Source organism: Denitrificimonas caeni, from assembly GCF_027498055.1.
Classification (GTDB): Bacteria; Pseudomonadota; Gammaproteobacteria; order Pseudomonadales; family Pseudomonadaceae; genus Denitrificimonas.
This window is the reverse complement of sequence record NZ_CP114976.1, coordinates 2,424,249-2,444,539: the sequence shown is the minus strand read 5'-3', so window position 1 is coordinate 2,444,539 and position 20,291 is coordinate 2,424,249. Positions and strand designations below refer to the sequence as shown.

Below are 20,291 nucleotides of genomic sequence, written 5' to 3'. Positions count from 1 at the left end.
GTTTTTTTGTGTCTAAAATTCAGTATTGATAGCACTGTGCTAATTGGGGTTGGACTCTAGCTGGTTAAAATAGCGCATCATCACTGCGGCGCGCTTCCCGCTGTAATTGGTAGACAAAACGTTCAATGGTGCGCTGCGCCGCCCCGCTGAGTTGGTGAAATTGAAAGCCTGCCTGGATTGACTGCGTGGCTTCTTCAGTTTTTAAGTGGCGCAACTCTGCGCTTAAGCAGATCGTGCCTGACGGCAGGCAGATGGAGAAGGATTCGTAGAGCTGACCAGGTTGTAACGGGGAGTTGGCTTGTTTGATATGTACTTTGCAGCCGGTGGCTGAAATATCTAACAAGCGCCCGCTGATTTGCTCTGAGAGCTTGGAGCCGCTAATGGATACTTCTAGGTCTTGCTCTGGCAGGGTGTCGGCGCGGAAAGCATTGCGGCGTTGGTGGTAGCTGATATCTTGCGGCAGGCTTAGCCAGTAGCAAGGTGCACCATCAAGGGTGTCGGCTAAGGCTAATTGGCTGTGTGACCAAGCGATGCGTACGCCGTCACGGTGGGTTACGACACTGAATGTTTCGCCGCTTAAAAGGTGGCGCTCGCCATCGTTAGGGATCAGTTCGTCGAAAGCAATGCGGTTGTTGTCACGATCAACGGCCACGATATAGCTTTGGAAAACTTGCTGGCGATCTGCGAAGCGTATTTCCAGCGGGTCTCTAGCCTGCATGATGGCGCGTAGATGGCTGTTTATTTCTATGGGGGAGGTGAGATGTTGGGGCGGCTGCGAAGCCTTGCCTTCAGAGAACAAGTCAGACACTGTCGGTGTTACCCCTTATCGTTACTCAGCTATTTTAAATATATTTTAATAGCCAATTATAGCAGCAATTGCCATTTGTCGGGACTGTTTTAATGTTTAGGCTTGGCTAAAGGGTCGCTGTTTATTGCCGTATGCAGCATTACCAGTTTTGTCGTAAAGTGCTGGTGCGTCGGTGCCGCGGATAATATCCAGCATGCTATTGACGCTGCTTTGATTGCTGCGAATTAAACGACCATTGCGCAAGTTGGCTGCTTGGCAGGCCTCAATCAGAGTGTTGAGTTGGGCGCTGCTGTCTTGTAATTGCTGACCCAGTGGCGATTGCGCAGCAAGAGTGTTTAAACCCTGCTGGTCCGCGCTAAGGTTGCTCTGCTTGAGCAGTTGGCTGCGCTCAGTGCTGTGCTGCTCCAGTAAGCGTAAAGCGGGCTGTTTTTCTGCTAAGAGTTTTTGCAGTGTCTCCAGTTCGCGCTCGCTTAATGCTGCAAACTCTTGTTCAAGGATGTCGGAGAGTTGTTGTGCCGTCTCAATGTCGGCGAGCAAGAGTTCAAGTATGCGCTGGTCTGTCATAGTGGCGTTCGTCTACCGTTTAAAGAGTGGTTGCGAGCACTTACAGTTGTGCTTCTAAACCGAGCATTTTGCTGGCGACACGCTCGTTGTCTATTTGGTAGCTGCCATCGGCAATGGCTTGCTTTAGCTGTGCTACTTTTTCAGAGTTAACGCTGGGTAAATTAGCGATTTTCTCCGAAACGCTTTGCAGTTGGCGAGCATTTTGGCTCAGCTGTACAGATTCGCCAGACACTTGCGTTTTGCTGGTTTGTTCTGGTTGAGTAATTGTTGCAGAGTCTGTTTTTTTAACTTGCGCAGAGCTGTGCTGCAAACCTTGCGTTGCCGGTTTGTTCAGTGCTGCATTGTTATTTGTGCGGTTAAAGTCGATAGCCATGGTGTTACACCTCAAATACGGTATTGGAACGCTTGCCATATGATCGGCTGCTGTTTAGATAACTTTAGCGCTAATTTAACATGGAGCAGCGGCTGCGCTGTTCGCGCGGATAATTTTAAACCGAGAGTGATTTTATCGGTAAAATACTTTACTGCAGAGCGTCTCACATTGCCACCTCAACCTGACCAGGGGCTGTGACACGAGCATGTACAGTGCGTTGTGAGCGTGCGTTACGTACTTTAATTTGTTGTCCAATCGCACCTTCTTCCAGGGCAATGCCGGGCATGCGTACAAACATTGAGCTGCCACGGGCGCTGATCACTACTGCATCGCCTTTATTAACAGCGGCAGCGGCTTTTAAAAAGTTGGCAGAGATAACCTGGTTGGGCTGAATGGGGCGGGTCAGCTTTTGTCCAATAACATTTTCAAGATTAAGTATGTAGCCTTGTCTGAGGCTGCTAACATCACGCTCAGCGAGCTGTACATCAGCAGCTTGCACCACACTGTTGCGTGCCAGTGAGCGCAATGAAACTGCAACCTCACGGTACAGGTCAACTTGGCCGGGGACAAAAATAGTCCAGGGTGCATTGCTGTCGCAGCGCACACGCAGGGTCACGCGGCCAATGGGTTGAGCTGGGCTTTCTAGGCTGACCTGCAAAGGGATTGCGCAGACAGGTAAGCGTAAGCGTGAGTCAAGGCGACCGATTTTTACCCTATGGCGGCCAGTGATTGTATTGTCGGCGAGGTACTCTGCGGTTATCTGCTCAAGAAAAGCTTGGCTGGTGCCGATAATTTGTTCTTGAATGCTTTGCGCAAAGGCTCCAGTGGCGAAAAAAATGAGTAAGCACAGACAGGCTGCTTTACTAAAAAAGCGGGTATTTTTAATGCTGTGCCAGAAAAACGTCTTAAGTATTTGCATATAATAATAGTAGCAATAAATGTGCCCAGTTTTATTGTAAAGCGTACAGGCAAGAAATAAATGTATTGTTAGGAGCCTGACTATGGCCAGTGTAATGGATTCGGTAAACCAGCGAACACAGTTGGTGGGACAAAATCGTTTAGAGCTGTTGTTGTTTCGCCTTAATGGTGAGCAGTTGTACGGCATTAATGTGTTTAAAGTTCGAGAAGTGCTGCAGTGCCCCAACTTAACGGTATTGCCGCAGTCTGATCCGGTGGTGTGTGGAGTGGCCAGTGTGCGTGGACGAACGATTCCGGTAATCGACCTGGCTCTAGCCACTGCTGGGAAAAAGCTAAGCCGCGGCACTGCTGGTTTTGTCATCATCACTGAATACAATATGAAAGAGCAGGGTTTCTTAGTCAGCGCGGTTGAGCGCATAGTGAACTTAAACTGGGAAGAGATTCATCCGCCACCGCAGGGTACAGGGCGGGATCACTATTTAACTGCAGTGACGCGTTTAGATGATCAACTGATTGAAGTCATTGATGTGGAGAAAGTGCTCGCCGAGGTGTCACCCTCTTCTGAGGAAATATCCACCGAGCTGTTAACTGAGCGGGTACGCATCAGTGCTTTGAGTAAGAAGATACTGATTGTTGATGACTCCAGCGTTGCGCGCAAACAGGTGTTGCGTTGTTTACAGGCGGTGGGAGTTGAGGTTGTCGCATTAAATGATGGTCGCGCAGCGTATGAGTATTTGCATGCCATATTGGAGTCTGGCAAAAAACCTGCAGATGAATTTATTATGATGATTTCTGATATTGAAATGCCAGAAATGGACGGCTACACCCTAACGGCTGAAATACGCAATAATCCTCAGTTGGCTGATTTGCATATTTTATTGCACACCTCGTTGTCGGGTGTCTTTAATAAAGCCATGGTGGAAAAAGTAGGAGCCGATGATTTTTTAGCTAAGTTTCGTCCAGATGATTTGGTTGAGCGCGTTGTGGAGCGCATAAAAGCAGTTGATGCGTTATAGTTGCGCTATCTTAGGTGCGATCTTTAAATATATTTTGATGCGCTATTTTTATACAAGGCGGTGAATGTGACGGTCTCACAATCTGAGTTTAATGTTTTTAGACAGTTTCTGGAGGACAAGTCTGGCATTGTTTTAGGTGACAATAAACAGTACTTGGTAACCAGTCGCTTAAGAAGGTTGCAGGATGAACACGGCATTAAATCTCTCACTGAATTGATGGCGCGCATCCAAGCGCAGCCGCGTGGCGCTTTGCAAGAGCAAGTGGTGGATGCCATGACCACCAATGAAACGCTATGGTTTCGGGACACCTATCCTTTTACCGTGATGCTTAATAAAGTGCTGCCTGAGTTGCTGGAAAAACAACCTCATCAACGTTTGCGTATATGGTCCGCTGCCTGTTCGTCGGGTCAAGAGCCTTATTCATTGGCAATGACCTTGGATGAATATGAACGCGCTAATTTGGGCAAAAAAGTCAGTGCGCAAATTGTTGCCACCGATCTGTCTCCCAGCATGTTGCAGGCCTGTAAAATTGCCGAATATGACAGTTTGTCCATAGCCCGTGGTTTATCCGCTGAGCGTTTGCAACTGTATTTTGATAAGACCGCAAGTGGTCATTGGGCGGTGAAACCGGCGATTAAAAACCGTGTGGAGTTTCGCGCCTTAAATTTACTCGACAGTTACGCTGGGTTGGGTAAATTTGATGTGGTTTTCTGCCGAAATGTCTTGATTTACTTTTCCGCAGAAGCTAAAAAAGATATTTTGACTCGCATCCACGCCACGCTAAAACCCGGCGGCTATTTGTTTTTAGGCGCCTCGGAAGCACTCAATGGCTTGCCAGAGTTGTACAGTATGGTGCAGTGCAGTCCCGGTATTATTTATCAAGCTAAGTAAGTATTTACCCCAGAATGCACAACGGCCTATGTTATATAGGCCGTTGTGCATTCTGGGGTAAATCAAGCTTTCTAGGGCTTCTCAAAAGCGAAACTATCGGCGCGGGCGCCTGGCCAAAAACGTTGGAACACCACGTGCTCAGGTAAGGTTACTGGGTTGAGTAAGTCGCCTGGCGCTAAATAAGGGTGCAGGGTAGAGAGAGAGCGCACCAGCGTCGGCGAGACGCGACGGATAATATGCTCAGGCCCTAAGTCATTGGGGTGCTGTAAGCCAGCCGCTTCAATAAGCTCACGCAATGTGGCCACGGTGCGGGTATGGAAGTTATGCACCCGAGTGGCTTTATCTGGAACGTCTAAACCTTCCCAGCGTTTTGGGTCTTGGGTGGCAATACCCGTTGGGCAGCGGTCAGTATGGCAAACTTGAGACTGGATGCAGCCTAAAGAGAACATAAAGCCGCGCGCAGAGTTACACCAGTCCGCACCAAGCGCTAGAGTGCGGGCAATATCAAAAGCAGTAATGATTTTACCAGCAGCGCCAATTTTGATTTTATCGCGTAAATTGAGCCCAACTAAGGTGTTATGTACCAGCATTAGGCCTTCGCGCATGGGCGTGCCAATGTGATCGGCAAACTCCAGTGGCGCAGCACCGGTACCGCCTTCAGCGCCATCGACAACAATAAAGTCTGGGGTAATGCCAGTGCTGAGCATGGCTTTAGCAATGGCAAACCATTCCCATGGGTGGCCAATGGCTAATTTAAAGCCGGTTGGCTTGCCACCAGAAAGATCACGTAATTGCGCAATAAACTGCAGCAGTTCTTCTGGGGTGGAAAAGGCTGAGTGCGATGCCGGCGAGATACAATCTTGGCCTTCAGGGACACCGCGGGTGCGGGCAATTTCAGCGTTTACTTTAGCACCGGGGAGCATGCCGCCATGCCCAGGTTTAGCCCCTTGGGACAGTTTAAGTTCAATCATTTTAACTTGCGCAAGAGTGGCGCGCTCAGTAAAGCGCTCTGGGCTAAAGGTGCCGTCATCATTGCGTGCACCAAAGTAGCCTGAACCTAACTCCCAGACCATATCGCCACCGTGTTCGCGGTGGTAACTGGAAATCGAGCCTTCCCCTGTATCATGATAAAACTGCCCAAGGCGTGCGCCTTTATTTAAGGCGCGAATAGCATTGGGAGACAGTGAGCCAAAGCTCATGGCAGAGATGTTAAATATACTCGCCGAGTAAGGTTGTTTGCAGTCGGGGCCACCAATGTTGACTCGAAAGTCAGATGCAGTGACTTTTGTGGGCGTAATCGAGTGGTTGATCCACTCGTAGCGGGTGCCATACACATTTTGCTCGGTACCAAAGGCGCGGGTTTCTAGCTCAGATTTAGAGCGCTGATAGACTAAAGTGCGCTGGTCATGGGAGAAAGGTACTTCGTCATCATCGGCTTCGACAATGTATTGGCGCAGCATGGGACGCAAGGTTTCAAAGGTATAGCGAATGTGCACCGCAATAGGGTAGTTACGGCGTAAAGTGGAATGGTTTTGCCGCACATCAATGATGCCGACTACAGTTAAGGCAATGAAAATCACACTGAGCAGCAGCCACCAAGGGTTGCTCAATGCCAGTAGCAATGTGATCAGGCTGCCTACAATGGCCGCAGCAAATACTGCGTAACGTGTTATCAGCATACAATCTCCAAACAGTGTTGATTAAGCATTTTCAAAAATCTATCACAGCCGTTGTGCAGTAAAAGTATCGCATTGGCTAACATTGCCTGTTTTATAGCCTTGGCTAAACCATCGTTCACGTTGTGCGGAAGTACCGTGGGTAAAAGAGTCAGGTACAACATGACCGTGCGCTTGCTTTTGCAGGCGGTCATCGCCAATGGCTTGCGCAGCGTTGAGAGCATCAGCTAAATCGCCGGGTTCTAACCAAGCGTGCCGCTGTTGTGCATGGTGGGCCCAGACCCCGGCAAAACAGTCTGCTTGTAATTCTTGGCGGACCAGTAAACCGTTGTGTCCTTTGACTGACTCCCCGCGTTGACGGGCAGCATGCACTTTAGCTGAAACACCCAGTAAAGTTTGCACATGATGACCTACTTCATGGGCAATCACATATGCTTGGGCAAACTCGCCAGTGGCGGCAAAGCGTTGCTCCATTTCTTTGAAAAAGGATAAGTCGAGATACACTTGCTGATCTGCTGGACAGTAAAATGGCCCCACTGCAGCGTCAGCAAAACCGCAAGCGGAGCGGACACTGCCGCTAAATAAAATTAGGGTAGGGTCGGCATAGTGTTTACCAGCCTGTTTAAATAAGCTGCGCCAGGTATCTTCGGTATCACCTAAAATAGCGCGCACAAACTCAGTCTGCGCATTCTGCTGGACTACGGTGGGTTGCTTGCTGTTATGAGCACCGGTATTAATGCCGCCTTGTTGGATCGCTTGTCCGGCAATATTGCTGACAATTTGCAGGGGATCTTGGCCGCTAATCAGGCCGACAACTATAATCAGCGCAACTGCTGCTAGGCTGAGGCCTTTACCGCCGACTTGCCGCCTGCTGCCGCGCTGATCTACAACGTTGTCACTGCGCCGTGCTTTTTTCCAACGCATAAACTTCCTACTCTGTTGACTGACTCAAAGCCGTTGCTGCTTAAGCGGTATGCCAGGTGATGGTTTCAAGTTGTCCGTCAGCTTTGGCTTGCAACCAGTTGTCAGCATCGTTTACACCATCGGCTTCTTGCCAGCTGCCGGGGGCGCAGCGCACATTGACTTGCAGATAAGCAGCGGCAGCTTGTGCGCACTGTGCATCGTTAGCCCAGGGGGTATCGGCACTTTCCAGTAGTAAGCTGTGCCAAGCGCCCACGGCTTTTTCAAATAAAACCACCGGGATATTGGCGCAATTACAGCGCCATACGCGACCTTTTTGTTGCCAAGCGCAGGGGGCATTGAGGGCGGCCGTGAGCCAAGCACCGATTGCTGCACGGTCTGCATCTTTGAGGTAAATTTCAATGTCGGGTTGGCGCATAGTTAGGTTTCCGTTTTTTCAATCCAGTCATAGCGAATAGCGACGGTAGTGGTCAGCGTATTGTTAATCACTGCTTCCCGTCGCGCCGAGTTAGCGCGCCAACCGTGTGGGGTCATGGCTAATAAATCGCTGCGTGCTTGGGCATCATCTAAAGTCAGGGTGAAGCGTAAGGTTTCACTGTGGATAGGCTGCAGGCCTTGAGGCAGCAGTTGTAAATGTTTGCTGTCATCGTAGCTGCGTACATCGTCATAGAGTTGTTCGCGCAGTTCCTGCAGATGATCACTGCAAGGGCCCATGCGCAGCACAGCACCGCCTGGCGCTAATACCCGCAGCGCTTCTTGCCAGTCAATGGGGCTAAAAATACTGGCAATGGCTTGGCAGCTGGCTGTAGCTAAAGGCAGGCGCGCCATACTGGCAACCAGCCAAGTGGTTTGCGCATTACGTTTACAGGCGTGCTTCACTGCTTCGCGGGAAATATCTAAAGCGTAACCTTGGCTTTCGGATAAGGCGCGAGCAATGTGCGCGCTGTAATAACCTTCACCGCAGCCGATATCGAGCCAATGCTGGGGTTGGCGCTCTTGCATGAGCTGAGCAAAGCGCTCTGCTAGAGGCGCGTAATGGCCAGCAGAGAGAAAGTCACGGCGTGCTTGTACCATGGCCTGATTGTCACCAGGGGCACGGCTTTTTTTATGTTGTACCGGTAATACGTTGATATAGCCTTGGCGGGCACGGTCGAAATTGTGCTGATTACTGCAGCGCAAGCTGTTTTCGTACGCGCTCAGTGCCGATTGGCAGATGGGGCAAATAAGCATGCCAGTCACCGGACCTTAGAATTAAATACAGGTTGTCGTTAAATATGCAGCGAACCGCACGCTTGAGTGCTGGGCGCTGGCCATCAACACAGTAAAAGACTGCGTACAGTGTAGTGAAATCAGCGCTGTTTTGTAAGCGTGATGGTGATTGCTGCTAGAATGTCGCAGCGATTTTACCGAGGTTGTGGGATGGACGATTTACGTTTTGGCGGCATAGCACGCCTCTATGGTGTGGATGCTTTGCAACGCTTAGCGCAAGCCCATGTGGCTGTGGTGGGGATTGGCGGTGTTGGCTCGTGGGCGGCTGAGGCATTAGTGCGCTCCGGTGTTGGCGAAATATCCTTATTTGATTTAGATGATGTGTGCGTTACCAATACCAATCGTCAGGCGCATACTCTAACTGAGACCGTAGGGCTGGCGAAAGTGGATGTGATGGCTCAGCGCCTGCAGGCGATCAACCCAGGGTGTGTCGTGCATGCGGTGGCGGATTTTGTCAGTCAAGACACCATGGCCCAGTACATAACTCAAGAGCTTGATTTTGTTGTGGACTGCATTGATAGCGTACAAGCCAAGGCCGCTCTAATTGCTTGGTGCAAGCGCCGCAAAATTCAGATAGTGACTACCGGTGGTGCCGGTGGACAAATTGATCCCACACAAATACGGGTGGGTGATTTGAATAAAACCTTCAATGACCCGTTAGCGGCGCGAGTGCGTTCATTGTTACGCAGTGAGTATGGCTTTTCCCGCACCCCAGGTCGCCACTATAGTGTGCCCTGTGTGTTTTCTACCGAGCAGCTGCGTTACCCAAAGCCGGACGGCAGTGTTTGCCAGAGCAAGGGTTTTGTCGGTGAGGGCGTGCGCTTGGATTGTGCCGGAGGTTTTGGCGCAGCGATGACGGTAACGGCTAGTTTTGGCTTAGTGGCTGCTGCGCGGGCGCTGGATAAATTAGTTGCTGGCGCACGGCGCCCCTCCGAGCGTAAACAATCGGGGCAAATAGCTGATTAATCGACAGCTGTGCCTGCCTATTGCGGCGGCTGCAGTGCGTTGTGGCTGCAGCTTGTTGCGGTTAGCTGCGATTGAGTGATTGAACGGTGAAAAGAGTTCTTAAGTATTGAACTAATCTGCAGTTTTACCTTCTTAAGGCGGTAGCCAGTGGCTAGGGTCGACTGTTAACATCAGGGCCTGTGTACACAAAAAGCCGTCAGGCATCAGACAAGGACATTATAATGAAGTTACATCGTTTAGCAGCTTCGGCTGCAGTGCTCGCTCTCGTATTGGCTGGCTGTGATAACCAAGCTGCAGTCAGTTCTGACCTGAAAACGCCGGCACAAAAAGCCTCTTACGGCATTGGTCTCAGCATGGGTAAAAACCTGAGCCAAGAAGGCATGGATGATCTTGACTCACAAGCTGTTGCTTTAGGGATTGAAGATGCCTTAGCAAATAAAGAGCAGCGCTTGAGCGATGATGAGTTAATGGAAGCTTTCGGCTTTTTACAAGCCCGTGCGCAAGAACGCATGGCAGCACTCAATGATGAAGTTGCGCAAGCGGGTGCGGCATTCTTAGCTGAAAATGCTAAGCGTGATGGAGTTGTAACTACAGATTCAGGTTTGCAGTATGAAATCATTACTAAAGCCGATGGCGCCAAGCCTAAAGTGAGTGATGTTGTTAGCGTGCATTACGAGGGTACTTTAACCGATGGCTCGGTGTTTGATAGCTCCATTGAGCGCGGTGAATCAGTTGAGTTTCCAGTCGGCGGAGTGATTCCAGGCTGGGTTGAAGGCTTGCAGCTGATGAACGTTGGTGAGAAATATAAGTTCTATATTCCCAGCGAATTAGCCTATGGCGCGCAAAGTCCAACACCTGCGATCCCAGCAAATTCCACTTTAGTATTTGAAGTTGAGTTGTTAGATATCGCCGGCAACGATGATGCAGAAGTCGTTGATGTGGAAGCCAGTGAGCCGGTTGAAGTTATCGAAGAGTAAGTCGATCGCGCTTATGCAAACGCCCTGTTAATTAACGGGGCGTTTTTATTTGTGCTGGAGTAATGCATGGCAGTGTTTGCTAGCGTACTAGGCCAGCGGCTAAGTCTGCTGCTGGCTGCCTAGCCTGAGGTTTACCCCTGCCTGTTTTTTACTCGGCTGTGGCGTAGTATAAGTTATATTTTAATTTATTTGGATGCTGAGATGAATGTACAAGTAATAGCCCGCGATGGAAAACCTGAATATGCAGTGCTGCCTTGGGAACAGTACATGCAACTGTTAAAGGACGCCGGACGAGATCAGCCAAGCAGCGTTAAAGAGCAGCCTTTAGCCAGTTTGCGTGAATTGAAAGCCTTGCGTGAGCAAGCAGGTTTAGCCCTGGAAGATGTTGCCCGGGAAGCTGGAATCAGTGCGCATTACTTGCAGATGATTGAAAGCGGTGAGCGCGAAGTCAGTGATGTCTTAAAGCGTACCTTGGCACGGGCTTTAAAGGTTTCAGGCTGGCAAGATGAGTGATGCTTTGGCGCTTAGTGCGCAGCAGCAGGCGGGGTTACTCAAGCTGCTGGCTGCTGCTCAACAACAGCGGACGGTGCTCACTTACCGGCAAGTGATTGAGCAGCTACAGTTGCCAGTGCCCAGTGTGCGGCGCTTGGCTTTGGCCTTAGAGCAGTTGGCCCGTGCTGATCATCAGCACGGCTGGCCATTGCGCAGTGCCTTGGTTGTCAGTCAAGCACGTCCTGCTCACCCGCAATTGGGTTTTATTCAGTGTGTGCAGCAGCTCGGGCGCTTTGTCGGCGGCATTGATGAAGATGCGGTTGCCGCTTGGTTGGCTGCGGAACTGGCGCAAGTCTATTCATTTAACTATCCAGAGGTGTAAGCATGCTTTTTGCAAAATCACGAGCGCAGATTGGCTATGCCATTGCGCGCCGGCTGTTTAATCAGCGCTGGGCGGTTGAAAATCAACGTATTTGGCAGTGGATGCAAGAGCGTTTTTCTCGCATGTGCAGCTACGATGATATGGCGGCGCGGGCCTTTTATGGCCATGTGTTGTTACACCGCGGACAGGGGCTGGCTGCAAAAAAAGAAGGCTTACGTTTGCTGCGCTTAGCAGCTGAAGCGGGTGATGCTAAGTCTGCTTATCAGCTGGGTGAGCAGGCAATAAAAGGTTCGCTCAATGAACCTGCTGATGCCTTGCAGGCTGCACACTGGTGGGAGTTGGCAGGTAGTGCTGGGCATCCACTGGCCTTGCAGAAGTTGTTGGCGTTGTATGAGCAGGGCGGGCCACAGTTAGCAGCCAATGCTGCAGAAGCGCAGCGCATTCAAGAAAAATTGGCGCTCTTAGAGGGTTTGGCTTGAAGCGGTGAGTGCAGTACTGGGCTAGGGTTATTACCCTGATAAAAATATCCCGCCAAAGCGGCGGGATAAAGTGTTAGTTCGTATTCGCCAATGGCTTTAGTCGTTCTTGGCCATTGGCGATAAGCTCAACCAGTCGAGGAGAATGCGGCCTGTTTCTGACAGGTATGCATCATCTTCAGGCTTGAGCTTGCTCTCTTCTTCAAGAGCGGCGATATGATCTTCATCCTCGTCTTTAAGCATGGTTTTTAATTGCTCTTCGCCTTTGCTGGCGCGGCGGGCATTTTCAATTGCCAGTTGCTTTTGCTCAATTTTTGCATACTGAGCGCGGCGCTCAACTTCATTGAGGCTCACTTCAGTTTGCTGCATTAAGCGCTGGTTTAAGGCCAAGCGTTCGCGGCTGAAGACAAAGTCAGGGTTATCGTCAGTGCGCGCATCATGACGGGCTTTTAGCTCAGCAATAAAGGGTTTGAAAGGGTCATGGCTAGGCTTGTGTGCCGGTTTGATACTGTCCCAAGGCATAGCCTCAGGCAGGGCGCTTTCACCAATCTCATTAATGTCCATATCTGCCGGATAGCTGATGTCAGGAATAACCCCTTGGTGCTGAGTGCTTTGTCCAGAAACACGGTAGAACTTTGCTAAAGTCAGTTTCAGCTCGCCATGGTTGAGCGGCTGAATGGTTTGTACTGTGCCTTTACCAAAAGTTTGGCCGCCAATGATGAGTGCGCGGTGGTAGTCCTGCATCGCGCCAGCAAAAATTTCTGAGGCGGAAGCTGATAAACGGTTTACCAGAACAGTCAAAGGGCCGTCGTAAAAGACACCTTGGTGCTCATCGGTCAGCACATCAATGCGTCCGTCACTGTTGCGCACCAAGACTGTTGGTCCTTGCTCAATAAATAAACCGGTCAGTTCAGTGGCTTCTTGCAAAGAACCGCCGCCATTATTGCGCAGATCAATGACAATGCCTTCGACGCCTTCTTCCTGCAATTCAGTAATAAGGCGCTTGACATCGCGGGTGGTACTTTTGTAATCCGGATCACCAGAGCGGTAGGCTTTAAAGTCTAAATAGAAAGCAGGGATTTCAATGACGCCCAGTTTCACTTCGCGGCCGTCTTGATCGAGGTTGAGTATCGATTTTTTTGCCGCTTGCTCTTCGAGTTTTACCGCTTCACGGGTAAGAGTGACGACTTTACTGGTTGGATCATTGGGTGCATTGCTGGCTGGAATGATTTCTAAGCGTACTTGCGAACCTTTCGGGCCACGAATCAGCTTAACCACTTCATCTAAACGCCAGCCGATAACATCCACCAGTTCTTTATCGGCTTGGCCCACGGCAATGATTTTATCTGCGGGAGCAACCAGCTTGCTTTTTTCAGCGGGGCCGGCAGGAATTAAACGAACAATTTTCACATGCTCATTATCACCTTGCAGCATGGCACCGATACCTTCGAGCGATAAACTCATATTGATATCGAAGTTCTCGGCGTTATCCGGCGATAAATAGGTGGTGTGTGGATCATAGGTTTGTGCAAAAGCATTGATATAGGCTTGAAACACATCCTCACTGCGGGTTTGCAGCAAACGTTTTTGTTGGTTTTTGTAGCGTTTGATGAGTAACTCTTCAATTGCCTTGGGTTCTTTATTGGCAATTTTCAAACGCAACACTTCGTCTTTTAAACGCTTGCGCCATAAGTCTTGCAGTGCTGCTTCATCGCTGGCCCAAGGCGCTTTTTCACGATCGGTTTCAAACGTTTCTGCAACCGTGAAGTCAATGGCATCAACACCTTTGCTGAGCTGATTGAGCGCATAATCTAGATATTGATCTTGACGGGTCAGGTGCCGATTGTACATGGCATAACCGGGCTCTAGATTGCCGCTTTTGAGGAAATCATCGAATTGCGTAGCCCACTGGTCAAACTGCTGTACATCGTTGGCAGTAAAGTAGATGCGCATGGGGTCAAGCATCTTTAGGTAGCCTGCATACATCTTGCGCGAACGGGCATCATCCAAGGGTGGTTTGCTGTAATGGTGGCGTTTCAGCAACTCAACAACGTTAAGGCTGGCGATCATTTGGTCGCGGTCGGGTTGTAAGTAGTCCCATTGTTGTGCTTTGCTCACTGCATACGTGGCAGGTACAGCAGCGAGGCCCACAACTAAAGCAAGGGCTGAGCGAGTTATAATATGCTTCATGCTGGTTCTTCGTTTCAGTGAGTAATGACGCATTATAGGCCACCTAAAGTGATTACAGTTCCATTGTAGGCTGTATTCAGTAATAAAAAGATTACAGTTAATCGTATGACTAACAATATGGAGGCACAATGAAAGCATTGCAAGGCAGAGAAGGCCGTCCAACCATAATTGAGTGCGAAACCCCAGTTTGCGCTGAAGGGCAGGTACGCATCCGCGTGATTGCTGCGGGACTCAACCGTGCTGACCTATTGCAGGTTGCTGGGCTTTACCCACCGCCACCGGGTGTGAGTGATATCTTGGGCTTGGAGTGCGCAGGGATTATCACTGAAGTGGGCGCTGGCAGCTCGTGGCAAGTTGGTGATCGCGTCTGCGCCTTACTGGCTGGCGGCGGTATGGCTGAGGAAGTTTGTGTCGATGCCCGCCATGTATTGCCGGTACCTGAGGGTTTGAGTTTATTAGAAGCTGCCGCAGTCCCAGAGGTTTATGTGACAGCGTGGTTGAATGTGTTTCAGCTGGCTAAACTGCAGCCGGGCGAGAAAGTGTTATTGCATGCTGGCGCCAGTGGTGTTGGTTCCGCAGCGATCCAGTTGTGTAAAGCGTTTAACAGCCCGTGCTGGGTCAGTGTCGGTTCGGCTGAGCGTTTAGCCTACTGCCAAGAGCTGGGCGCAGAGGGCGGTGTGCTACGCGAGCAGGGCATTGAGGGTTTGCAGGATTTTGCGCCTTTTGATGTGATTTTAGATCCGGTGGGTGCCAGTTACGCTGCACAGAACCTGAAAATGCTGGCCGTGGATGGCCGTTGGGTGAATATCGGTTTAATGGGTGGGCGCCGGGCAGAACTGGATTTGGCACAGCTCCTGGGTAAGCGTGTTCAATTAATAGGTTCAACTTTACGCAGCCGTGATGACGCTTTTAAAGGCGAACTGATGGCGCAGCTGGCAGACAAGGTTTGGCCGTTATTTGCCAGCGGTGCGCTGCAAGCACAAGCTGAGGAAGTGTTTGCTTGGCAAGATGCTGAGGCGGCATTTGCGCGCCTCGCGAGCAATCAGGTAAACGGCAAGGTGGTATTGCAGATCGCAGTAGAGTAAAGGGCCAAGTTGCCCTGCAGAAGTCTGTGGAAGCAGTCTTCGCAGGGCGCTGGTTTTACCCCATTAATTCGATTGCTTGCCAAGCGCAATACAGAGCAAAGATCAAGAAGCCTGCTGCGGCAAGCGAGCGAATGAGTTTTAACGGCAAACGTTCGGCAGCAAAGTTACCCACTAATACCACAGGCACATTGGCTATCAACATGCCCAGCGTGGTACCCGCGACAACCAGCCAGAAATACTCAAACTGTGCAGCCAGCATCACTGTGGCCACTTGCGTTTTATCCCCCATTTCAGCAATAAAGAAAGCAATTAAGGTCGCCAGAAATGGACCGTACTTAGTGGCTATCTGCCCTTCATCATCTAAGCTGTCGGGGACTAAGGTCCAAGCAGCTACGGCAAGAAAACACAGGGTTAAAATCCACATTAGAGTTGCTGCCGAAAACAGCTGTGCCACTTGATGGCCAACTGCAGCGGCCAAAAAGTGATTGGCCAAGGTTGCAACTAGGATGCCGAGAATAATGGGGATGGGTTTGCGGTAGCGGGCAGCGAGGAGTAACGCAAGTAGTTGGGTTTTGTCGCCAATTTCGGCGAGCGCTACGATGCCAGTGGAGATAAAAAGTGTTTCAAACATAGAAAAAACCTTAGGGCGGACAAGTTAGATAACCATGACACACACAGCCTTGCCACCCGGTAAGGTTATGTATGTCATGGGTCTCGCCAGCCTCAGCTCTGCGCCAAAACACTAGGCACTGCCACTAAGGTGTACACGCCATGATCTGTTGATCAAGTATGTTGACGTGCACGCTACAGATCAGTCCGTAGCCGACTACTCCCCCAAGACGAGACGATACTAAATACTTTAGTTTGCTAAAGCAAGAGCAAAGCCTCGGTTATAGCGCCTCATCTTCATCGTCGGTCACTTGTCGAATGGATAAGCGAATTTCCGCGGGGAGTACGCGTTTGGCAGCACTTTCCGCTAAGGAGCCGAGCTTCTCGTGATAACTGAGCTTGCCCGCCGTATCTGTTTGCACAACACCTTCATTGATCAGCGTTTGGATAAAGTGCCGGAATAAGCTTTTGTCGAAAAACTCTGGTGCGTTGAGCCCATGCAAAATGGATAAGCGTTGCGCCATAACAGTACACAGTTCCTCTAATTGCTGGGCATCGAGTGCGTTTTGGCCTTTATTAAGTAAAAGCGCAATGGCCATATAAAAACGCTGCAAAGTCTGCAGCAGCGTGCGCGACAATAAGCCCAGCAAAACATAATGCTGCGAGCTGGGAGCCGGGCGCTGATAGGTTTCACCGTCCTGTTGTAATAAGCCATGCTCAACGAAGCTGGCCAGCCATTGGTCAATTACTGCATCCAGCTCATCCAGTGCCCAGTGGGTAAATAGCTCAGCTTGCAGATAAGGGTAGAGCGCACGGGTCAGTTCAATGATTTGGCTACGCGTCATGCGGGCGTTGCTGTGGAAAAAACTCGCCAGTAATGCCGGCAAAGCGAAGACGTGCAAGACATTATTGCGGTAATAAGTCATCAACACAGCGTTTTGCTCATCTAAATAATAGATGCGCCCCAAGGCATCCTGCTGTTCGCTAATAAGCTGCATATCGCGCACATAATGAATAATACTGGTGCCGTCACCTTGCGGCAGACTGGTGTAATTGGAATAGGGTACGCTGCGCAATAGTGACAGGTACAAATTGATAACCCGAGTGAGGCCGTTTTCATCCAAGGCCAAGCGTTGGGTTGACAGTAATGCTGAAGCAACCAAATTCACCGGGTTAATCGCTGCCGCAGCATTAATATGTTGCGCAATGCGCGTGGCCAATTGTTGTGCGACCGGGCTCAGTGTGGCTGGGTTTTCATGCTTAAGCTCGTGCAGCCAGTTGGGTTGTTGCTGGTGCATAAACTCGGTTAGTTTTAGGGGTTGACCAAAATTCACCGAAACGTGACCGAAGCGCTGTTTTCGAATGGCAGCAATCACGCGGAATACATCAAAAAATGATTCTTTTTTCTTACTGGCACCGCGCAACTCACCAAGGTAAGTGCGGCCTTCCAAGACACGCTCATAGCCGATATAAACCGGGATAAAGACAATTGGTAAACGCTGTGAGCGCAAAAAGCTGTTTAGGGTAATGGCCAGCATGCCGGTTTTCGGTTGTAAGGTGCGTCCAGTGCGTGAGCGACCACCCTCTACGAAATATTCAACCGGAAAACCTTTGCTGAATAAGGTGTGCAGGTACTCATTAAACACACTGGCGTAGAGCGGGTTGCCACGGAAGGTACGGCGCATAAAGAATGCCCCACCACGGCGTAATAAGCCACCAATGATCGGCATATTTAGATTGATACCAGCGGCAATGTGCGGCGGCGTTAAACCATTGGTGAAGAGCAAGTACGACATCAATAGATAGTCAATGTGGCTGCGATGGCAGGGCACGTAAATAATTTCGTGGCCATGGGCAACTTCACGCACGCCATCTAGATTGTTGACCTTGATTCCGTCATAAAACTTATTCCAAAACCAGCTGAGCACCACTTCTAAAAAACGAATGGCGGTATAGGCATAATCTGAAGCGATTTCATTGCCGTATTTGAGCGCGCGTTGTTGGGCTTTTTCGATGCTAATGCCGTCGCGCTGCGCTTCTTCAGCAATGCGCTGGCGCACTTGTGGTTCATGGATCAGGGCTTTAACAAGGTTACGGCGGTGGGAGAGGTCTGGGCCGATAACAGCTGCTTTACTGTTGCGGAAATGTACACGCAGTAGTCGGTGTAACATGCGCTCAGTGCGCTCTACCCCTTTACCCTGTGCAACCAGCTCGGCCAATTGAATGGGCGCAGAAAATTGCACACGGGTTTTGTGGCCTAAAATCAGTACTTGGAATAAACGCCGCAAGCGTCCAGTGACCGCCCAACTGTCAGCCAGTAACAGTTTCCATGGGCTGGTTTCACGGTCTGGCGATTGCCCCCAAAATACGGTAACGGGTACCACTTGCACATTTTCGATCTGGCCGGACTCAACAGCTTGCACCAGTTTTTTTAATGTGGGGGAGATGTGTTGCGTGGTTTTACGTCCAGCCCAATCCGGTTCGCGGCGCAAGTAAAAAAAGCTGCTGAGCTGCTCTAAGGCTGGCGCTTGCAGACGGGTATTGGGGCGCTTCAGGCCGGCTTTACGGCATTCGTTATCCAAGACCACAAGGTCGCTGATGGAGGGCTTTTGCAGCACATAGACTTGTGCAAGGTCTTGGCGTAACCCGTCAAAGACGGTGTTGTCGATGGTTTCTGAGCGCACCCAGAGCAGTAGCAGGCGACGTAAAATAGCAAAGTACGCACGACGAATGGAGGAGAAACTCATAAACTGCAGACCCTAAATCAACAGCAGGCAAAGCTGTGAATTAAATATTAGTAAAAAATAGTTTTTGCGTTACTGGCAAGATTACGCTTTTTACGCCAATTTAGCCGCTAAAAATAGTCTGTCGGCTGTGATAAAACTACAAATCTAACTTTAATGTTGGAGTTGACTGCTATGCTCTTTCTTTTTTCAATATGCAGTGGCACAGTTCTGCAGTTTTCTTAAGCCGCTTTATCTAAGGCGACAAACCCGTAGTAATAATGGGATAGGGTGGAGTAATGATTGAAGTAACGCACTTAACCAAACGCTTTGTGCAGCAGGTCGCGGTAGATGACCTATCTTTTAGCATTGCGCCGGGCGAGGTGGTTGGTTTTTTAGGCCCGAACGGTGCTGGCAAATCGACCACAATGAAAATGCTCACCGGTTTTTTACCGCCATGTGAGGGCAAGGTCAGTATTTGTGGTTTTGATATTGCTAAACAAACTCTGCGCGCCCAGCGCTTAATTGGCTACTTGCCAGAGGGTGCGCCCTGTTATGGCGATATGACTGTGGTGGACTTTCTCACCTTTATTGCCCAAATTCGTGGCTATCGCGGTAAAGAATTACGCCAACGGGTGGCGCGAGCGGTGGCTTTAGTTGAGTTGGAGCGTGTGGTAGAGCAAAACATCGACACCCTCTCCAAAGGTTTCAAACGCCGTGTCGGTTTAGCTCAAGCGGTGCTGCATGATCCTAAGGTGCTGATTTTAGATGAGCCCACCGATGGCCTTGATCCGAATCAAAAGCATCAAGTGCGCAAGCTGATTAAGAGTCTAGCAAAGGATCGCATAATCATTATCTCCACGCATATTCTGGAAGAAGTCAGTGCTCTGTGTACCCGCGCTATGGTGATCAGTCATGGCCGTTTATTGGTGGATGATACCCCCTATGCCTTGCAAAGCCGCTCACGCTACCATCAAGCAGTGACTCTTTTGGCTGAGCAGCCGTTGGATCGCCAGTTATTACAAGAGGTGCCTGGGGTACTTGCGCTGGAAGATAATCCGTTGGACGGCAGCATCACCTTATTAGCTGAGCCCGGCATGGTGATTTTCCCAGCAGTGAATCAGCTGATTCATGCCCAAGGTTGGCAGGTGCGAGAGCTGGAAGTGGAGCGCGGTCGCTTAGATGAAGTGTTCCGTAGTTTGACCCGGGGAGATGTGGCATGAAGCAGCTACCGATTATTTTTAAGCGAGAATTTACCAGTTTTTTTGCCACGCCTTTGGCCTATGTGTTTTTACTGATCTTTCTGGTGCTCTCCAGTGTGTTCACTTTTTACATGGGCGGCTTTTATGAAAGCGGCCAAGCCAACTTAAACCCTTTCTTCAACTTTCACCCATGGCTGTATTTGTTTTTAGTGCCAGCGCTGGCCATGCGCATGTGGGCAGAAGAGCGTAAGAGCGGCACCATTGAGCTATTGATGACCTTGCCGATTACCCGCTTTGAAAGTGTGGTGGGCAAGTTTTTAGCAGCTTGGGTGTTTGCTGGCATTGCCTTGCTGCTGACTTTTCCCATGGTGCTGACCGTTAACTATCTGGGGAGTCCGGATAATGGTGCAATTGTAACGGGCTACATTGGTAGCTGGTTGCTGGCGGGTGCTTACTTGTCAGTGGGCGCGTGCATGTCCGCTTTAGCAAAAAACCAAGTGATTGCGTTTATTATGACCGTCAGTCTGTGCTTTTTGTTTGTGGTCAGTGGTTTCTCTTTAGTGCTTGATGTGTTTAATGGCTGGGCGCCGCAATGGCTGCTCGATACGGTGGCGTCCTTTAGTTTCTTAACGCGCTTCCAGGCAATCAGTAAAGGAGTAATTGATGTGCGTGATCTTCTTTATTTCTTAAGCTTTATTGTCGCTTGGCTGCTGGCCACGGCAGTGGTAATTGACTTGAAGAAGGCGGACTAAA

21 protein-coding genes and 1 riboswitch are annotated in these 20,291 nt (G+C 50.0%); of the genes, 10 read left to right on the top strand and 11 right to left on the bottom strand.

Annotation, left to right across the window (positions count from 1 at the left end; all coding sequences use genetic code 11):
- Window positions 1-64 precede the first annotated feature (64 nt).
- The 4 genes from O6P33_RS11375 to flgA form a co-directional block, all read right to left on the bottom strand.
- Window positions 65-808, bottom strand: coding sequence for a flagellar brake protein (locus O6P33_RS11375; protein WP_269817894.1), 744 nt, complete (start codon window positions 806-808; stop codon window positions 65-67).
- A gap of 96 nt (window positions 809-904) precedes the next feature.
- On the bottom strand, window positions 905-1,372 hold the full coding sequence (locus O6P33_RS11370) for a flagella synthesis protein FlgN (protein ID WP_269817893.1): 468 nt from the start codon (window positions 1,370-1,372) through the stop codon (window positions 905-907).
- 40 nt (window positions 1,373-1,412) lie between these two features.
- The gene (gene flgM / locus O6P33_RS11365) at window positions 1,413-1,745 is read right to left on the bottom strand and encodes a flagellar biosynthesis anti-sigma factor FlgM (protein ID WP_269817892.1); all 333 of its coding nucleotides are present in this window, start codon (window positions 1,743-1,745) and stop codon (window positions 1,413-1,415) included.
- A gap of 163 nt (window positions 1,746-1,908) precedes the next feature.
- On the bottom strand, window positions 1,909-2,664 hold the full coding sequence (gene flgA / locus O6P33_RS11360; protein WP_269817891.1) for a flagellar basal body P-ring formation chaperone FlgA: 756 nt from the start codon (window positions 2,662-2,664) through the stop codon (window positions 1,909-1,911).
- 82 nt (window positions 2,665-2,746) lie between these two features.
- Here flgA and O6P33_RS11355 point away from each other — a divergent pair, with 82 nt between their 5' ends.
- The gene (locus tag O6P33_RS11355; protein ID WP_269817890.1) at window positions 2,747-3,679 is read left to right on the top strand and encodes a chemotaxis protein CheV; all 933 of its coding nucleotides are present in this window, start codon (window positions 2,747-2,749) and stop codon (window positions 3,677-3,679) included.
- 66 nt (window positions 3,680-3,745) lie between these two features.
- The gene (locus O6P33_RS11350; RefSeq protein WP_269817889.1) at window positions 3,746-4,570 is read left to right on the top strand and encodes a CheR family methyltransferase; all 825 of its coding nucleotides are present in this window, start codon (window positions 3,746-3,748) and stop codon (window positions 4,568-4,570) included.
- A gap of 71 nt (window positions 4,571-4,641) precedes the next feature.
- On the opposite strand, the gene O6P33_RS11345 is transcribed toward O6P33_RS11350, so the two are convergent.
- From O6P33_RS11345 to O6P33_RS11330, 4 genes are read right to left on the bottom strand one after another with little or no spacing between them, the layout of a single operon-like run.
- Window positions 4,642-6,249, bottom strand: a complete 1,608-nt coding sequence (locus O6P33_RS11345; RefSeq protein ID WP_269817888.1) for an FMN-binding glutamate synthase family protein — start codon at window positions 6,247-6,249, stop codon at window positions 4,642-4,644.
- A gap of 42 nt (window positions 6,250-6,291) precedes the next feature.
- On the bottom strand, window positions 6,292-7,170 hold the full coding sequence (locus O6P33_RS11340) for a neutral zinc metallopeptidase (RefSeq protein WP_269817887.1): 879 nt from the start codon (window positions 7,168-7,170) through the stop codon (window positions 6,292-6,294).
- A 40-nt stretch (window positions 7,171-7,210) separates the two neighbouring features.
- On the bottom strand, window positions 7,211-7,585 hold the full coding sequence (locus O6P33_RS11335) for a hypothetical protein (protein WP_269817886.1): 375 nt from the start codon (window positions 7,583-7,585) through the stop codon (window positions 7,211-7,213).
- 2 nt (window positions 7,586-7,587) lie between these two features.
- Complete coding sequence (locus O6P33_RS11330; RefSeq protein WP_269817885.1) at window positions 7,588-8,397, bottom strand: putative RNA methyltransferase; 810 nt, start codon at window positions 8,395-8,397, stop codon at window positions 7,588-7,590.
- 189 nt (window positions 8,398-8,586) lie between these two features.
- Between O6P33_RS11330 and tcdA the strand changes: the two genes are divergently transcribed.
- From tcdA to O6P33_RS11305, 5 genes are all read left to right on the top strand, one after another.
- Window positions 8,587-9,402: a tRNA cyclic N6-threonylcarbamoyladenosine(37) synthase TcdA gene (gene tcdA, locus O6P33_RS11325; RefSeq protein WP_269817884.1), complete on the top strand. Its 816-nt coding sequence runs from the start codon at window positions 8,587-8,589 to the stop codon at window positions 9,400-9,402.
- Window positions 9,403-9,623: 221 nt separating this feature from the next.
- On the top strand, window positions 9,624-10,379 hold the full coding sequence (locus O6P33_RS11320; protein WP_269817883.1) for an FKBP-type peptidyl-prolyl cis-trans isomerase: 756 nt from the start codon (window positions 9,624-9,626) through the stop codon (window positions 10,377-10,379).
- 201 nt (window positions 10,380-10,580) lie between these two features.
- Window positions 10,581-10,892, top strand: coding sequence for a helix-turn-helix domain-containing protein (locus O6P33_RS11315; RefSeq protein WP_269817882.1), 312 nt, complete (start codon window positions 10,581-10,583; stop codon window positions 10,890-10,892).
- Window positions 10,885-11,253 (top strand): hypothetical protein, encoded by a 369-nt coding sequence (locus tag O6P33_RS11310; protein WP_269817881.1) that lies wholly within the window; start codon window positions 10,885-10,887, stop codon window positions 11,251-11,253. Before O6P33_RS11315 ends, O6P33_RS11310 begins: the two co-directional genes overlap by 8 nt.
- 2 nt (window positions 11,254-11,255) lie before the next feature.
- Window positions 11,256-11,732, top strand: a complete 477-nt coding sequence (locus O6P33_RS11305; RefSeq protein ID WP_269817880.1) for a sel1 repeat family protein — start codon at window positions 11,256-11,258, stop codon at window positions 11,730-11,732.
- Window positions 11,733-11,828: 96 nt separating this feature from the next.
- On the opposite strand, the gene O6P33_RS11300 is transcribed toward O6P33_RS11305, so the two are convergent.
- Window positions 11,829-13,919, bottom strand: coding sequence for a carboxy terminal-processing peptidase (locus O6P33_RS11300; protein WP_269817879.1), 2,091 nt, complete (start codon window positions 13,917-13,919; stop codon window positions 11,829-11,831).
- Between the two features lie 128 nt (window positions 13,920-14,047).
- Here O6P33_RS11300 and O6P33_RS11295 point away from each other — a divergent pair, with 128 nt between their 5' ends.
- Window positions 14,048-15,004 carry an NAD(P)H-quinone oxidoreductase gene (locus O6P33_RS11295; RefSeq protein ID WP_269817878.1) on the top strand — a complete coding sequence of 319 codons (957 nt, stop codon included), beginning with the start codon at window positions 14,048-14,050 and terminating at the stop codon, window positions 15,002-15,004.
- A 55-nt stretch (window positions 15,005-15,059) separates the two neighbouring features.
- Here the strand turns inward: O6P33_RS11295 and O6P33_RS11290 are convergent, their stop codons facing one another.
- Both O6P33_RS11290 and plsB read right to left on the bottom strand, forming a co-directional pair.
- On the bottom strand, window positions 15,060-15,635 hold the full coding sequence (locus O6P33_RS11290; protein ID WP_269817877.1) for a TMEM165/GDT1 family protein: 576 nt from the start codon (window positions 15,633-15,635) through the stop codon (window positions 15,060-15,062).
- A 7-nt stretch (window positions 15,636-15,642) separates the two neighbouring features.
- A riboswitch (yybP-ykoY riboswitch) is annotated at window positions 15,643-15,851 on the bottom strand.
- 43 nt (window positions 15,852-15,894) lie between these two features.
- Window positions 15,895-18,360 carry a glycerol-3-phosphate 1-O-acyltransferase PlsB gene (plsB, locus tag O6P33_RS11285; protein ID WP_269817876.1) on the bottom strand — a complete coding sequence of 822 codons (2,466 nt, stop codon included), beginning with the start codon at window positions 18,358-18,360 and terminating at the stop codon, window positions 15,895-15,897.
- A gap of 275 nt (window positions 18,361-18,635) precedes the next feature.
- On the opposite strand from plsB, the gene O6P33_RS11280 reads away from it, so the two are divergent.
- Window positions 18,636-19,559 carry an ABC transporter ATP-binding protein gene (locus tag O6P33_RS11280; RefSeq protein WP_269817875.1) on the top strand — a complete coding sequence of 308 codons (924 nt, stop codon included), beginning with the start codon at window positions 18,636-18,638 and terminating at the stop codon, window positions 19,557-19,559.
- A complete protein-coding gene (locus O6P33_RS11275) occupies window positions 19,556-20,290 on the top strand; it encodes an ABC transporter permease subunit (RefSeq protein ID WP_269817874.1) in 735 nt (244 codons plus the stop codon). Before O6P33_RS11280 ends, O6P33_RS11275 begins: the two co-directional genes overlap by 4 nt.
- Window position 20,291: the final 1 nt, after the last annotated feature.

What these genes read in the sequence shown, in the direction of transcription:
- O6P33_RS11370 (WP_269817893.1), bottom strand. Translation starts at nt 1,372, where the DNA reads ATGACAGACCAGCGCATACTTGAACTCTTGCTCGCCGACATTGAGACG.
- flgM (WP_269817892.1), bottom strand. Translation starts at nt 1,745, where the DNA reads ATGGCTATCGACTTTAACCGCACAAATAACAATGCAGCACTGAACAAA.
- flgA (WP_269817891.1), bottom strand. Translation starts at nt 2,664, where the DNA reads ATGCAAATACTTAAGACGTTTTTCTGGCACAGCATTAAAAATACCCGC.
- O6P33_RS11355 (WP_269817890.1), top strand. Translation starts at nt 2,747, where the DNA reads ATGGCCAGTGTAATGGATTCGGTAAACCAGCGAACACAGTTGGTGGGA.
- O6P33_RS11345 (WP_269817888.1), bottom strand. Translation starts at nt 6,249, where the DNA reads ATGCTGATAACACGTTACGCAGTATTTGCTGCGGCCATTGTAGGCAGC.
- O6P33_RS11340 (WP_269817887.1), bottom strand. Translation starts at nt 7,170, where the DNA reads ATGCGTTGGAAAAAAGCACGGCGCAGTGACAACGTTGTAGATCAGCGC.
- O6P33_RS11335 (WP_269817886.1), bottom strand. Translation starts at nt 7,585, where the DNA reads ATGCGCCAACCCGACATTGAAATTTACCTCAAAGATGCAGACCGTGCA.
- O6P33_RS11330 (WP_269817885.1), bottom strand. Translation starts at nt 8,397, where the DNA reads ATGCTTATTTGCCCCATCTGCCAATCGGCACTGAGCGCGTACGAAAAC.
- tcdA (WP_269817884.1), top strand. Translation starts at nt 8,587, where the DNA reads ATGGACGATTTACGTTTTGGCGGCATAGCACGCCTCTATGGTGTGGAT.
- O6P33_RS11320 (WP_269817883.1), top strand. Translation starts at nt 9,624, where the DNA reads ATGAAGTTACATCGTTTAGCAGCTTCGGCTGCAGTGCTCGCTCTCGTA.
- O6P33_RS11315 (WP_269817882.1), top strand. Translation starts at nt 10,581, where the DNA reads ATGAATGTACAAGTAATAGCCCGCGATGGAAAACCTGAATATGCAGTG.
- O6P33_RS11310 (WP_269817881.1), top strand. Translation starts at nt 10,885, where the DNA reads ATGAGTGATGCTTTGGCGCTTAGTGCGCAGCAGCAGGCGGGGTTACTC.
- O6P33_RS11305 (WP_269817880.1), top strand. Translation starts at nt 11,256, where the DNA reads ATGCTTTTTGCAAAATCACGAGCGCAGATTGGCTATGCCATTGCGCGC.
- O6P33_RS11300 (WP_269817879.1), bottom strand. Translation starts at nt 13,919, where the DNA reads ATGAAGCATATTATAACTCGCTCAGCCCTTGCTTTAGTTGTGGGCCTC.
- O6P33_RS11295 (WP_269817878.1), top strand. Translation starts at nt 14,048, where the DNA reads ATGAAAGCATTGCAAGGCAGAGAAGGCCGTCCAACCATAATTGAGTGC.
- O6P33_RS11290 (WP_269817877.1), bottom strand. Translation starts at nt 15,635, where the DNA reads ATGTTTGAAACACTTTTTATCTCCACTGGCATCGTAGCGCTCGCCGAA.
- plsB (WP_269817876.1), bottom strand. Translation starts at nt 18,360, where the DNA reads ATGAGTTTCTCCTCCATTCGTCGTGCGTACTTTGCTATTTTACGTCGC.
- O6P33_RS11280 (WP_269817875.1), top strand. Translation starts at nt 18,636, where the DNA reads ATGATTGAAGTAACGCACTTAACCAAACGCTTTGTGCAGCAGGTCGCG.
- O6P33_RS11275 (WP_269817874.1), top strand. Translation starts at nt 19,556, where the DNA reads ATGAAGCAGCTACCGATTATTTTTAAGCGAGAATTTACCAGTTTTTTT.